Origin of the sequence: Curtobacterium sp. MCLR17_043, from assembly GCF_003224215.1 — a bacterium.
Lineage (GTDB): Bacteria > Actinomycetota > Actinomycetes > Actinomycetales > Microbacteriaceae > Curtobacterium > Curtobacterium flaccumfaciens.
Map to the genome: position 1 here is coordinate 125,569 of NZ_QKLH01000010.1, position 13,855 is coordinate 139,423.

Here is a 13,855-nt window from a genome sequence, read left to right on the forward strand (position 1 = left end):
TGGACGGCACCGGGTGCCGACACTGACCGGCGTCAGTCAGCCCTCGGGGTGGTCGCGACCCGGCAACCAGGACTGGCCGGGGCCGCCCCAGCTGCTCTTGCGGATCGCCTTGGCGACCTGCTTGCCGTAGGGGTGCACCAGGCGGTCGGCGTAGAGCCAGCCGTCCAGGTGGTCGTACTCGTGCTGGAAGATCCGGGCCAGCCAGCCGTGCGCCTCGACCTCGAACGGGGTGCCGTGCTCGTCGAAGGCCCGCAGCAGGGCGCGTTCGGAACGGCGGAGCGGGAACCGCTCACCAGGGATCGACAGGCAGCCCTCGGACTCCTCGTCCTCGTCGAGCTCCTCGACCGATTCGGGGACCGGGGGCGTGATCCACAGGACGGGGTTCACGGCGGCGCCCCGGTGCAGGACGTCGTCGTCGTCGGTGTAGGAGTACACGAACAGGCGCTTGCCGACGCCCACCTGCGGACCGGCCAGGCCGACGCCCGGTGCCAGGTCCATGGTCTCGAGCATGTCGGCGACGAGGGTGCGGAGGTCGTCATCGAACGCGGTGACCTCGGCTGCACGCTCGTGCAGGACGGGTTCGCCGGTGATGCGGATCGGGAGAACGGCCATTCACCCAGGTTATCCGGCGGGGGACGGTAGCCTCGACGCGTGACGACGGACCTCCAGCTGCCCGACGCCGTGAGCAACCTCACGCCGTTCCAGGCGCTGATGATCCCGGTGGCGCTGATCGGTGCGGTGTTCCTGTCGCTCGGGGCGCAGTTCCAGAGCCGCGGGGTGCAGCGGGTCGAGGCGCGTCTCGGTCGGCAGTCGAAGGGGCTGAGCGTCAGGCACGTGGTCGGGCTCGTCTCGAGCGGTTACTGGGTGCTCGGCACGCTCATGCTCGGCATCGCGGTGGTGCTCCAGCTCATCAGCATCACGTTCGCGCCCCTGATCGTCGTGCAGCCCCTGGGTGCCGTCGCCCTCGTCATCACGACGTGGTTCTCGTCGCGGTCGTCCGGTGTGCCGCTCGGTCGTCGTGCGCGGCGCGCGGTGTGGACGTGCATCATCGGTGTCGGCATCTTCGTCGGGATCGCGGCGTTCGTCGGGCACGAGAGCGCGATCACCCGTCAGCAGCTCGTCACCGTGCTGGTGATCCTGGCCGTCGTGCTGGTGCTCGTGCTGGTGTCGTTCCGCCTGGTGGCCAAGCACCGCAGTGCGCTGTACTACATCGTCGGGGCGGGGGTGCTCTACGGGTTCGTGGCGACGCTGGCCAAGGTGGTGCTGAACCGGTTCGTGAACGGCACCTTCGACTGGTTGACCGTGCTCGCGATCGCCGGCGTGGTCGTGGCGGCGTCGCTCGGTGGGTACTTCGTGCAGAACGCGTACTCGAGCGGGTCGGCCGACCTCGTGATCGCGGGGCTGACGGTGATCGATCCGATCGTCGCGGTCGGCATCGGCGTCATCGTGCTCGGCGAGGCCTCGGGGGCGCCGTGGTTCGCGGTCGCGGGCTTCGTGGTGGCCGCGGGCATCGCCATCACCGGGGTGTTCCTGCTCGCCAAGCACCACCCGCAGACCCGAGCCTGACGCCGGCCGGCGCGGGCGACCGGCGCGCACGCGGCGGTGCACTCGCCGCGCACCCCGGGTGGTCGCCGCCCTCATCCGCGCGGCTGACGCGACCGTCGATCCCGGTGCGATAGCGTCACTGCCGACCAGCCATCGCCCACGAGAGGACGAACTCAGCCGTGTCAGGAGACGCCACCACCGCCACCGCCGGACCGACGGAAGCGACGGGCGGTCACCGACCGTTGCGCGTGCTGATCGCAGCGGACACCTTCGCCCCCGACGTCAACGGCGCCGCCACCTTCGCTGAGCAGCTCGCCGTCGGCCTGGCCGAGCGCGGGCACGAGGTGCACGTCGTGGCCCCGGCCTCGAGCCGCCACTACGGCACCTTCGACGAGGAGCACCACGGCGTCACGCTCGTCGTGCACCGCCTGAAGTCGTACAAGTGGCCGCTGCACCCGTGGCTGCGCTTCGTCTGGCCGTGGAGCGTCCGGAAGTGGACCGGCCCGATCCTCGACGCCGTCAAGCCCGACGTGCTGCACATCCAGTCGCACGTGGTCATCGGCCGCGGCATCGTGCACGAGGCGAACGACCGCGGCATCCGGGTCATCGCGACGAACCACTTCATGCCGGAGAACCTGCTCGAGTACACGCCGTTCGGCAAGTGGACGCTGCCCCTCGCGCTGAAGATCGCGTGGAGCGACGCCGCCAAGACCTACCGGCTGGCCGACACCATCACGACGCCGACGAACCTGGCCGCCGACTACCTGCGGAAGGCCATCGCCGGCCAGCAGGTCCTCGCGATCTCGTGCGGCATCGACGCGTCCCGGTACGTGGCGCGCGAGGGACGCCCGGTCAACAACGACATCGTCTTCGTCGGTCGCGTGGCCCCCGAGAAGAACCTCGACGTGCTCGTCCGCGCGGTGGCGCTGCTGCCCGCCGAGCTGTCCGCGACGCTGACCATCGTCGGCGACGGCGAGATGATCCCGAAGCTGACCGCGTTGGCGAAGGAGCTCGGGCTCGAGGACCGCGTGCGGTTCCTGGGGTTCGTCTCCGACGAGCGCAAGCAGGAGGCCCTGACCAACGCGACGGTGTTCGCGATGCCGTCGACGGCGGAACTGCAGAGCATCTCGTCGCTCGAGGGGATGGCGTCCGGGCTGCCCGTCGTCGCCGCCGACTCGATGGCGCTGCCGCACCTGATCGACGGCAACGGGTACCTGTTCACCCCGGGCGACGTGGACGACCTGGCGGCGAAGCTCACGACGGTGCTCACCGCGCCCGAGTCGGAGTACGTCGCGATGCGGGATCGCAGTCTGACCATGATCGAGGCACACGACATCAACCGCACGCTGTCGACGTTCGAGTCGCTGTATCGTGGTGAGCCGGTGGCCTGAGGGTCTCCGGCGAGGGGCGGTAGCCAAGCTGGTCAAGGCAGTCGGCTCATAACCGAACGATCCGCGGGTTCGAGTCCCGCCCGCCCTACGTGCACATGCCAAGGAAGCGCGACACTTCGCAGGACGACCACGCACCGACACCGAACGTCACCTTCGAGGTGACCCGTGGCGGTACCGGCGTGCGCGTGAACGCCTTCCGCCTCGGGTTCATGGGCGCCATCGGGGTGCTCGTCGCGCTGCTCGCCGGTGCGATCATCAACGAGCTCAGCACGGTGCTGGTCTACATCGGGGTCGCGCTGTTCCTGGCACTCGGCATCGACCCGCTCGTGTCGTTCCTGGAGCGGATCATCCCGCGCTGGTCCGCCATCACGATCGTCGTGGTCGCGGTCCTCGGGGCCTTCGCCGGCATCGTGTTCGCCGTGGTGCCGATCCTGGTGGAGCAGGCGTCGAACCTGATCCAGAACTTCCCCGACATCGTGCAGGACATCTCGCAGCAGCAGTGGGTGCAGGACCTGTCGAAGCAGTTCGCCGGGTCGTTCGACATCGACCACGCCCTGCAGTCGCTGCAGTCGTTCGTCGAGAAGCCGGGCAACCTGCTCAGCGTCGGCGGCGGGATCCTGGCGGTCGGCAGCGGCATCCTGTCCGGGGTCACCGGGGCGCTCATCGTCATCATCCTGATGCTCTACTTCCTCGCGTCGATGCGGGGCATGAAGCGTGCGACCTACCGGTTCGTGCCGGCGTCGCGCCGCCAGAACTTCATCGACGTGAGCGAGCAGATCACGCAGGCCGTCGGCCGCTACGTCGTCGGGCAGGTGTCGCAGGCGCTCATCAACGGCATCCTCAGCTTCATCTTCCTGCTCATCATCGGGGCGCCGCTGCCCGTGCTGCTCGCGTCGTTCGCGTTCCTCGGTTCGCTCATCCCGCTCGTCGGCACGCTCGCCGCCGCGATCGTCATCTCGCTGCTCTGCTTCTTCGCGTCGCCGGCCACCGCCCTCGCCGCCGCCATCTACTACCTCGTCTACATGCAGGTCGAGGCCTACCTGATCTCCCCGCGCATCATGTCGCGGGCGGTCCAGGTGCCCGGCGCGCTCGTGGTCATCGCGGCGGTCGCGGGCGGCACGATCGGCGGCGTGCTCGGCGCACTCGTGGCGCTGCCCGTCGCGGCGTCGGTCATCATCATCGTGCAGAAGGTCATCTACCCCCGCCAGGAGCAGGCGTGACGAGCGGCACCGGCGCACCGGACGACGCGGTCGTCGCCGCCTTCGCCGAGCACGTCCACGACCGTGACCGCTGGGCGCGCAGTGCCCGTGGGCCGCTCGCCCTGGTGAACGCCCAGCACGTCGACCATCCGCAGCCGGTCTGGCCGGTCCCCGGGACGTGGGCCCCGGCCGTCGGCGGACTCACCGTGACGGCCGAGGCCTCCGACGGCGTCGTCGTCGACGGCGTCCCGGTCGACGGCACGGTCCTGGTGGCCGGGGACACCGCCGTCGTGCCGTCGACCGTCGCGCTGCCGGACGGCTTCGCCGGCACCGTCAGCGGCGACACCCTGCGCGTCTGGGACCCGTCGTCCGAGGCGATCGCCCGCTTCGCGCAGATCGCCCGCTTCGCGTGGTCCGGCGACTGGGTGACGTCCGGCACGTACGTCCCGCTGGTGGGAGACGACCTGGAGGCCCGTGGCAGCGTCCGCGACGCCGCCGGCGACGCCCTGCCGGTCACCGGACACATCGAGACCGTCGTGGGTGGTGCAACGGTGCGCTTCGTCGCCGTCCGGTCGGCTGCCCACCGCGGAGCCCCGCGGCTGCAGCTCATCGTGCAGGACGCCACGAGTGCCCTGCCGGAGGACGACCCGGGCAGCACCTACTCCATGGGTCGATTCCTGTACCTCGACGACCCCGGCACGGAGGCCACGGTCGAGCTCGACTGGAACCTGCTGGTCCTGCCGCCGTGCGCGTTCTCGTACCAGTACGCGTGCCCGATCCCACCGGAGGACAACCGCGTCCCGGTGCCGATCACGGCGGGGGAGCGACACCCGGTCGACGCGGACGGTGCCGTCCTGCACTGATCGGGGTCGGTTCCTTGCCGTTCCCAGCCGCGGCGCTGCATAATGGGCGTGTCCCGTCGGGACATCACAATCGCATACCGATGGTTCCGTGGCCCCTCGGGTCAGGATCCTCCGCACCAGGTCGATGGGGAAGTCGCACCTGACGTATCGGAGGAACCGTGAACGGAACGACGACAGGAGTGCTCTACGTGCACTCCTCACCCCGCGCGCTCTGCCCGCACGTCGAATGGGCAGCAGGTCGCGCGATGAACCGCGCCGTGAACTTCTCGTGGCTCGACCAGCCCGCACAGGACGGTGCGCGCCGGACCGAGTACACGTGGACCGGTGCGGTGGGCGCCGGCGCCGCGATCGCGTCGGCCCTGCGCGGATGGGAACACCTGCGGTACGAGGTCACCGAGGAGCCGACGAGCGCCTCGGACGGCGGTCGCTGGATGCACACGCCCGACCTCGGCGTGTTCTACGCGCAGACCGACGTCACGGGCAACATGGTCATCCCCGAGGACCGGGTGCGCTACGCGATGGAGGTCGCGGGCAGCAACGCCCTCGAGCTGCACCGTGAGCTCCGGCTCGCCCTCGGGCAGGCCTGGGACGACGAGCTCGAGCCCTTCCGCCACGCGGCCGAGGGCAACCCGGTCGTCTGGCTGCACCGCGTCGGCTGAGCCAACTCGCAACACGCCGGCGTCTCGGGTGCGCCGGACGCCGACGTCGGGTGCGCCAGACGCCGGTGTGTCGTCCGGACACCGCCACAGACTCGAGACGCCGCCGAATACGGCGGCGTCTCGTCGTTTCCGGGGCGCCTCAGCGACACGACGGCGTGTTGCCGGGACTCCAACCGGCACCGGAACGACGGAAGCCCGCCCCGACGACGCGGGACGGGCCTCCTGGCAGGGTGGGACGGATCAGACGCTGCGGAACGCGACCACGGCGTTGTGTCCGCCGAAGCCGAACGAGTTGCTGACCGCGAGCAGGTCACCCTCGGGCAGTGCGCGCGGCTCGCGGGCCACGTCCATGACGATCTCCGGGTCCTGGTCGTGCAGGTTGATCGTCGGCGGGGCGACGCGGTTGTGCAGCGCGAGGACGGTGAAGACCGCCTCGATCGCACCGGCACCACCGAGCAGGTGACCCGTCGAGGACTTGGTCGCGGACACCACGACGTCGTCCAGGTGGTCCCCGAAGACCCGACGCATCGCGTGGTACTCGGCGACGTCACCGACGGGGGTCGAGGTGGCGTGCGCGTTGACGTGCACGACGTCCTCGATGCTCGCGTCGGCGTGCTCGAGGGCCTGCAGGACGGCACGGGCGGCGGCGCTGCCCTCGGGGTCCGGCGCGGTGATGTGGAAGGCGTCGGAGGTGATGCCGGAGCCGGCGACCTCGGCGTAGATCGTCGCGCCGCGGGCCTCGGCGTGCTCCTTCGACTCGAGGATGAGCGCCGCTGCGCCGTCACCGAGCACGAAGCCGTCACGCGTGACGTCGTAGGGACGCGACGCGGTCTCGGGGGAGTCGTTCCGGCGCGACAGGGCCTGCATCGCGGCGAACGCGGCCAGCGGGAGCGGGTGCAGCGCGGCTTCGGCGCCACCGGTGATGACGATGTCGGCGTCGCCGTCGGCGATGTGCCGGTACGCCTCGGCCAGCGACTCGGTCGACGACGCGCAGGCGGACAGGTAGGTGCGGGCACCACCACGGGCGCCGAACTCCATCTCGATGGCGGCGGCGGGTCCGTTCGCCATGAGCATCGGGACCGTCATCGGCAGGACGCGACGCGGACCCTTCTCGCGCAGGGTGTCCCAGGCGTCGAGCAGCGTGTTGACGCCACCGATGCCGGTCGCCCAGTCGACGATCAGGCGCTCGGGGACGACGGACTCGTCGTCGATGCCGGCGTCGGCCCAGGCCTCGCGCGCCGCGACGAGCGACAGCTGCGACGAGGGGTCGAGGCGCTTCGACTCGGGGCGGGTGAGCTGGTCGGTGAGGAACCGGCGCGCCTGGCCGGCGAACTCCACGGGGAGTTCGAGCTCGGCGTAGCGGGGGTCCTCGATGCGGGTGATGCCGGACTTGCCGGCGAGCAGCGCGTCCCAGGTGTCCGGGGCGGTCGCGGCGAGGGGTGAGATCGCACCGATCCCGGTGACGACGACGGTCTTCTTGGTCATGGGACGACGTGTTCTTTCGTTGGGGTGAACAAGATGAGCGCCACGGCCCGCAGGGGTCCGCGGGCCGCGGCGCTCAGGAAGCTCGTGTCAGGCCTGGGCCTTGACGATGTAGTCGACCGCGTTGCCCACGGTCTTGAGGTTCTTGACCTCTTCGTCCGGGATCTTCACGTCGAACTTCTCCTCGGCGTTGACCACGATGGTCATCATCGAGATGGAGTCGATGTCGAGGTCGTCCGTGAAGGACTTGTCGGCGGCGACGGTGTCGGTGGCGATACCGGTCTCGTCGTTGATCAGCTCGGCCAGGCCGGCGAGGACTTCTTCGTTGGACAGGGCCATGAGTGTTCTCCTTGAAGGGGGGTGTCGTTTGACCGTTGACCAGCCTAGGGCACGCGGGGTCCGGGTGCGCGGAGGCTCGTCGGGATGGGGACCGGGCGCGCGGGTGCGCGACCGGACGGGGATCAGGGGAGGACGACCACCTGGGCACCGAACACGAGTCCGGCGCCGAAGCCGATCTGCAGGGCGAGGCCGCCCGACAGGTCCGGGTGCTCCTCGAGCAGGCGGTGCGTGGCGAGCGGGATGCTCGCGGCGGAGGTGTTGCCGGTGGTGGTGATGTCGCGGGCGATCGTCACCGTCTCGGGCAGGCCGAGCTGCTTGGCGAACTCGTCGATGATGCGGATGTTCGCCTGGTGCGGCACGAACGCGGCGAGGTCCTCGGGGCGGACGCCGGCGGTCTCGAGCGCCTGGCGGGCGACCTTGACCATCTCCCAGACGGCCCAGCGGAACACCGTCTGCCCGGCCTGGCGCATGGTCGGACGCGGTGCCCCGGCCTCCCACTCGTTGTAGGTCGCGGTCATGCCGATGGCGTCCCACTTCGAGCCGTCGGAGCCCCAGATGGTGGGGGCGATGCCCGGGAAGTCGCTCGGGCCGATCACGGCCGCGCCGGCACCGTCCCCGAGCAGGAACGAGATCGAGCGGTCGGTCGGGTCGACGACGTCGCTGAGCTTCTCGGCCCCGACGACCAGCACGTGGTCGGCGAGCCCGGACTTGATGAACGAGTCGGCCTGGGCGATGCCGTAGGCGTACCCGGCACAGGCGGCGCTGATGTCGTACGCGGCGGCCGGGGTGGCGCCGATGCGCTCGGCGAGCAGCGACGCCATCGACGGGGTCGCCACGGTGTGCGTGACGGTGCTCACGAGCACGACGCCGATCTGGGACGGCTCGATGCCGGCCTTCTCGATGGCCTCGCGTGCGGCGGCCTCGGCGAGGTCGACGGCCTCGACGTCCTTGCCCGCGCGCTTGCGGGTGATGATGCCGGTGCGCTGGCGGATCCACTCGTCGGACGAGTCGATCGGGCCGACGAGGTCGTCGTTCGGCACGACGTTCTCGCCGCGGGCGGCGCCGAACGCCAGGATCCGGGTGAACTCGTGGCCGCGGCGCTGCTGGAGCAGCGGGCGCGCGGATCCGGTCGGGAGGCCCGTGGGGGCGTCCGTCGGGGTGGTCGGGTCGGTCATGCGGTTGCGTCTGCTTCCTGGCCCGCGCGCTGCAGCAGGTCGATCGCTGCAGGCAGGTCGTCGGGGGTCTTGATGGCGACGGTCGGCGTGCCGCGGAGGCCGCGCTTCGCCAGGCCGACGAGGGCACCGGCGGGTGCGAGCTCGATGATGCCGGTCACGCCGGCGGCGGAGAAGGACTCCATGACCGCGTCCCAGTGCACGGGGCTCGCGATCTGCTGGACCATCAGGTCGACGAAGCGGCGCCCGTCGTCGACGCGGGAGCCGTCGGCGTTGGTCCAGATCGGCAGGGTCGGGTCCTGCACGGTGGTGGCGGCCGCGACTGGGGCGACCCGCTCGACGGCGGGGGCCATGTACCGGGTGTGGAACGCACCGGCCACGGCGAGCGGGATCACCCGGGCCTTGGCGGGCGGGTCGGAGGCGAGGGCCGCGATGGCGTCTGCGGCACCCGCGACGACGGTCTGGCCGCCACCGTTGTGGTTCGCGGGCACGAGGCCGTGCTCGGCGAGGGCTGCGGCCACCGCGTCGGCGTCGCCACCGAGGACGGCGGCCATCGAGGTCGGCTCGAGCGCTGCGGCGTCCGCCATGGCCCGGCCGCGCTCGGCGACCAGGGCGACGGCGTCGGTCGGCTCGAGGATCCCGGCGACCGCGGCGGCGGTGAACTCGCCCACCGAGTGTCCGGCGACCCCGCCCACCAGCGCACGACGGCCCTCGGCGAGCAGTGCGTCGGCGGTCACCAGGCCGGCGGCCACGATGAGGGGCTGTGCGAGCGCGGTGTCCTTGATGGTGTCCGCGTCGGAGTTCGTGCCGTGCTCGGCGAGGTCGACGCCGATCGACTCCGACCACTGCCCGACTCGTTCACGAACGGTGGCGTCCTCGAGCCAGGGGGCGAGGAAGCCGGGGGTCTGGGAGCCCTGTCCGGGCGCGACGACGACGATCACCGGACAATCCTCGCGTTCTCGTCCCGCGGGGCCCGCGTGGACTTCCCACACGAATCCCCGCGGGACATTGTCGGTTCTCTACCGTCCGGAGCGCTCTAGCGTCGGGGTGTGATGCGGCGACGGCCGGTCGCGGACTCGGACATCGCGCCGAGGATGAGCGCCGACTGCACGATCAGGGCGTCCCGGGCGTGCGTGGCGTCCCACCCGATGATGTCGGCGACCCGGCGCAGGCGGTAGCGCACGGTGTTCGGGTGCACGAAGAGCTCGCGCGCCGTGGCCTCGAGCGACCGGCCGGTGTCCAGGTAGCACCACAGCGTCTGCAGGAGCTCGGTGGACTGGTCCTTGAGTGGGACGTAGATGCGCTGCACCAGGGCCGACCGGGCGAGCGGGTCGCCGGCAAGGGCCCGTTCGGGCAGCAGGTCGTCGGCCAGGGCCGGACGGGGCACGCCGCGCCAGGCACGCGCGACGGCGAACCCGGCGAGGGCGGCCTTCGCGCTGGTCGAGGCGTCGACGACCCCGGGGACCTCGTTGCCGAGCACCAGGTGGCCCTCACCGAACAGCGGCTCGAGGGCCTGCGCGATGGTCGTGAACGAGACGGGCTCCTCGCCCTCGGGGACGTCGTCACGGGGGGTGGCGCGGCCGATCACCACGACGAGCCGCGACCCCTGGACCCCGACGAGCACATCGGCGTCCATGTGCCGTGCGGTGCGGCGGACCTGGTCGACCTCGAGCTGCTTCGGTGCGGTGCCGACGAGCACCGCGACCTCGCCGTGGCCGTGCCACCCGAGGGCAGCGATGCGGGAGGGCAGTTCGTCGTCGTACTCGCCGGAGAGGATCGAGTCGACCACGAGCGCTTCGAGCCGGGCGTCCCACAGACCGCGGGCCTCGGCCGCGCGGGCGTAGACGTCGGCGGCCGCGAACGCGATGTCGCGGGAGTACTTGAGGATCGCCTCCTGCAGCATCTCGTCGTCCGCGGCGCGTTCCTCGACCACGGTCACCACGACGCGGATGAGCTGCAGGGTCTGCTGCAGGCTCACCGAGCGCAGGAGTTCCCGCGGGGCGGACCCGAAGACGTCGGCCGCGGCGATCCACGGCGTCGACGCGGTGCCCTCGAGCCAGCTGATGAACGAGGTGATGCCGGCCTGGGCGACGAGGCCCACGGCGGAGCGGCGCCCCGGTGGCATCTCGCTGTACCAGGGGAGCGTGTCCTCGAGCCGCTTGATCGTGGCGGTGGAGAGTTCTCCGGACACCTGACGGAGCCAGGAGAGCGCACGCTCACGCGCGCTCTCCTGGCTCTCGTGGTCCGGGCGGACCGTCGTCACGGGTTGATCAGCTCTCGCCGCCCGCGCTGCCGGTGGTGCCGGCGGTCACGTCGTGCAGGCGGTACTTGTCGATCGCCTGCTGGACGAGCGCGCCGTCGACCTTGCCCTGGCGGGCGAGCTGCTGCAGCGTCCGCACGACGACCGAGGGGCCGTCGATGTGGAAGAAGCGGCGAGCGGCCGGACGGGTGTCCGAGAAGCCGAAGCCGTCGGCGCCGAGGGTGGCGTAGTCGGTCGGCACGAACGGGCGGATCTGCTCCTGCACCAGGTGCATGAAGTCGCTCACGGCGACGACCGGCCCCTCGGTGCCGAGCAGACGCTCGGTGACGAACGGCGTGCGGGCCGGCTCGTTCGGGTTGAGGAACGCCTGCTGCTCGGCGGCCACACCGTCGCGGTACAGCTCACCCCAGCTCGTGACGCTCCAGACGTCTGCCGACACGCCCCAGTCCTCGGCGAGGAGCTGCTGCGCCTCGAGGATCCACGGCACGGCGACACCGGACGCGAGCAGCTGGGCCTTCGGGCCGTCGTGCTCGCTCGACTTGAGCAGGTACATCCCCTTGAGGATGCCCTCGACGTCGACGCCCTCGGGCTCGGCCGGCTGCACCAGCGGCTCGTTGTAGACCGTCAGGTAGTACATGACGTTCGGGTCGGCGTGCTTCGGCGAGCCGTCCTCGTTCGTGCCGTACATGCGGTCGAGGCCGGCCTTGACGATGTGGCCGATCTCGTAGCCGTACGCAGGGTCGTACGAGACGACGGCGGGGTTCGTCGTGGCGAGGAGCGGCGAGTGACCGTCCGCGTGCTGCAGGCCCTCGCCCGTCAGCGTGGTGCGGCCGGCGGTCGCGCCGATCATGAAGCCACGGGTCATCTGGTCACCGGCGGCCCAGATGGCGTCGCCGGTGCGCTGGAACCCGAACATCGAGTAGAAGACGTAGACCGGGATGAGCGGCTCGCCCTGCGTCGAGTACGAGGTGCCGACCGCGGTGAAGGCCGCGAGGGCGCCCGCCTCGTTGATGCCGACGTGGATGATCTGGCCCTGCGGGCTCTCCTTGTACGCCAACAGGAGCTCACGGTCGACCGACGTGTAGTGCTGGCCGTTCGGGTTGTAGATCTTCGCCGACGGGAAGTAGGCGTCCATGCCGAACGTGCGTGCTTCGTCCGGGATGATCGGAACGACGCGGTCACCGAAGTCGGGCGAGCGCAGCAGGTCCTTCAGCAGGCGTGCGAACGCCATGGTGGTGGCGACCTCCTGCTTGCCGGAGCCCTTCTTGACGACCTGGTACTTCGAGTCGTCCGGCAGCGTGAACTGCGTGTACTTCGTACGACGTTCCGGCACGTAGCCACCGAGCGCGCGACGACGCTCGTGCATGTACTGGATCGCCTCGTCGTCGTTGCCCGGGTGGTAGTACGGCGGCGTGTAGGGGTTCTCTTCCAGCTGCGCGTCGGAGATCGGGATGCGCATCTCGTCGCGGAACTGCTTGAGGTTGTCGAGCGTGAGCTTCTTCATCTGGTGGGTCGCGTTGCGGCCCTCGAAGCTCGGGCCGAGGCCGTAGCCCTTGACCGTCTTCGCCAGGATGACGGTCGGCTGGCCCTTGTGCTCGGTCGCGGCCTTGAACGCGGCGTAGACCTTGCGGTAGTCGTGGCCACCGCGCTTGAGGTTCCAGATCTGGTCGTCGGTGTAGTCCTTGACGAGCTCGAGCGCCTTCGGGTCGCGCCCGAAGAAGTTCTCGCGCACGTAGGCACCGTTCTCGGCCTTGTACGTCTGGTAGTCGCCGTCCGGCGTCTGGTTCATCAGGTTGAGGAGCGCGCCCTCGGTGTCGCGGGCGAGCAGGTCGTCCCACTCGCGGCCCCAGACGACCTTGATGACGTTCCAGCCCGCACCGCGGAAGAACGCCTCGAGCTCCTGGATGATCTTGCCGTTGCCACGGACCGGGCCGTCGAGTCGCTGCAGGTTGCAGTTGATGACGAAGTTCAGGTTGTCGAGGCCGTCGTTCGCGGCGACCTGGAGCTGCCCGCGGGACTCGACCTCGTCCATCTCGCCGTCGCCCAGGAACGCCCAGACCTGCTGGTCCATGGCGTCCTTGATGCCGCGGTTCGACAGGTACTTGGCCTGCTGCGCCTGGTAGATCGCGTTGATCGGGCCGATGCCCATCGACACGGTCGGGAACTGCCAGAAGTGCGGCATGAGGCGCGGGTGCGGGTACGACGACAGGCCGCCGCCGGCGTGCGACTTCTCCTGCCGGAACCCGTCGAGCTGGTCCTCGGAGAGGCGACCTTCCATGTACGCGCGGGCGTACATGCCGGGGGAGGCGTGGCCCTGGAAGAAGACCTGGTCGCCACCGGAGGGGTGGTCCTGCGCGCGGAAGAAGTGGTTGTAGCCGACCTCGTACATCGCGGCGCTCGACGCGTAGGTCGAGATGTGCCCGCCGACCCCGATGCCGGGACGCTGTGCGCGGTGCACCGTGATGGCCGCGTTCCAGCGGATCCAGCGGCGGTACCGGCGCTCCAGCTCTTCGTCGCCGGGGAACTCCGGCTCGTTCTCCGGCGCGATGGTGTTCACGTAGTCCGTCGTCGGGACCATCGGCACACCGAGGTGCAGTTCCTTGGACCGCTTGAGCAGGCTCAGCATGATCTCGCGACCGCGCTGGTGTCCGTGGGTCTGGACCAGCCCGTCGAGGGACTCACGCCATTCGGCGGTCTCCTGCGGATCCTGGTCGTTCGCCCCGGCGCTGTACGGGTCCTGGTCGTTCACCGTCACCCTTGACCTCGTTCGTTCTCGTGGTGGTGGACATGGTGGCTCCGGTGGTCGGGTCGCGACCGGCTGGGGCCCCGTCCACTCTAGGCCCCAGGACCGACGCTGATGCTGATGGTGACGTGCAGGTGGACGGGTGCTTGCATTCGCGTGTCGTCGGCGTAGCATGGCCGATCGTGCACACGCGATCCGCGGC

General features: G+C 70.4%; 12 protein-coding genes and 1 tRNA gene. 6 read left to right on the forward strand and 7 right to left on the reverse strand.

Annotated features, from left to right (window positions below):
* Window positions 1-36 precede the first annotated feature (36 nt).
* Window positions 37-612, reverse strand: coding sequence for a peptide deformylase (def, locus tag DEJ03_RS11365; protein ID WP_110864666.1), 576 nt, complete (start codon window positions 610-612; stop codon window positions 37-39).
* Between the two features lie 39 nt (window positions 613-651).
* Between def and DEJ03_RS11370 the strand changes: the two genes are divergently transcribed.
* From DEJ03_RS11370 to DEJ03_RS11395, 6 genes are all read left to right on the forward strand, one after another.
* Window positions 652-1,566, forward strand: coding sequence for a DMT family transporter (locus DEJ03_RS11370; protein WP_173033410.1), 915 nt, complete (start codon window positions 652-654; stop codon window positions 1,564-1,566).
* 158 nt (window positions 1,567-1,724) lie between these two features.
* Window positions 1,725-2,936 carry a glycosyltransferase gene (locus tag DEJ03_RS11375; protein ID WP_110864667.1) on the forward strand — a complete coding sequence of 404 codons (1,212 nt, stop codon included), beginning with the start codon at window positions 1,725-1,727 and terminating at the stop codon, window positions 2,934-2,936.
* 13 nt (window positions 2,937-2,949) lie between these two features.
* A tRNA-Ile gene (locus DEJ03_RS11380) sits at window positions 2,950-3,024 on the forward strand.
* A gap of 97 nt (window positions 3,025-3,121) precedes the next feature.
* Window positions 3,122-4,156 (forward strand): AI-2E family transporter, encoded by a 1,035-nt coding sequence (locus DEJ03_RS11385; protein ID WP_309146894.1) that lies wholly within the window; start codon window positions 3,122-3,124, stop codon window positions 4,154-4,156.
* Window positions 4,153-4,998, forward strand: a complete 846-nt coding sequence (locus DEJ03_RS11390) for a DUF1684 domain-containing protein (RefSeq protein ID WP_110864668.1) — start codon at window positions 4,153-4,155, stop codon at window positions 4,996-4,998. Before DEJ03_RS11385 ends, DEJ03_RS11390 begins: the two co-directional genes overlap by 4 nt.
* A 158-nt stretch (window positions 4,999-5,156) precedes the next feature.
* Window positions 5,157-5,657, forward strand: a complete 501-nt coding sequence (locus DEJ03_RS11395; protein ID WP_027465337.1) for a DUF3145 domain-containing protein — start codon at window positions 5,157-5,159, stop codon at window positions 5,655-5,657.
* Window positions 5,658-5,897: 240 nt separating this feature from the next.
* Here the strand turns inward: DEJ03_RS11395 and DEJ03_RS11400 are convergent, their stop codons facing one another.
* The 6 genes from DEJ03_RS11400 to aceE form a co-directional block, all read right to left on the reverse strand.
* Window positions 5,898-7,142: a beta-ketoacyl synthase gene (locus tag DEJ03_RS11400; protein WP_110864669.1), complete on the reverse strand. Its 1,245-nt coding sequence runs from the start codon at window positions 7,140-7,142 to the stop codon at window positions 5,898-5,900.
* An 87-nt stretch (window positions 7,143-7,229) separates the two neighbouring features.
* Window positions 7,230-7,478, reverse strand: coding sequence for an acyl carrier protein (locus DEJ03_RS11405; protein ID WP_017886710.1), 249 nt, complete (start codon window positions 7,476-7,478; stop codon window positions 7,230-7,232).
* Between the two features lie 122 nt (window positions 7,479-7,600).
* Complete coding sequence (locus DEJ03_RS11410; RefSeq protein ID WP_071405345.1) at window positions 7,601-8,653, reverse strand: beta-ketoacyl-ACP synthase III; 1,053 nt, start codon at window positions 8,651-8,653, stop codon at window positions 7,601-7,603.
* Complete coding sequence (locus tag DEJ03_RS11415; RefSeq protein WP_110864670.1) at window positions 8,650-9,591, reverse strand: ACP S-malonyltransferase; 942 nt, start codon at window positions 9,589-9,591, stop codon at window positions 8,650-8,652. Before DEJ03_RS11415 ends, DEJ03_RS11410 begins: the two co-directional genes overlap by 4 nt.
* A 95-nt stretch (window positions 9,592-9,686) precedes the next feature.
* A complete protein-coding gene (locus DEJ03_RS11420; protein ID WP_027465341.1) occupies window positions 9,687-10,913 on the reverse strand; it encodes a CdaR family transcriptional regulator in 1,227 nt (408 codons plus the stop codon).
* A gap of 7 nt (window positions 10,914-10,920) precedes the next feature.
* A complete protein-coding gene (gene aceE / locus DEJ03_RS11425; RefSeq protein WP_110864671.1) occupies window positions 10,921-13,665 on the reverse strand; it encodes a pyruvate dehydrogenase (acetyl-transferring), homodimeric type in 2,745 nt (914 codons plus the stop codon).
* Window positions 13,666-13,855: the final 190 nt, after the last annotated feature.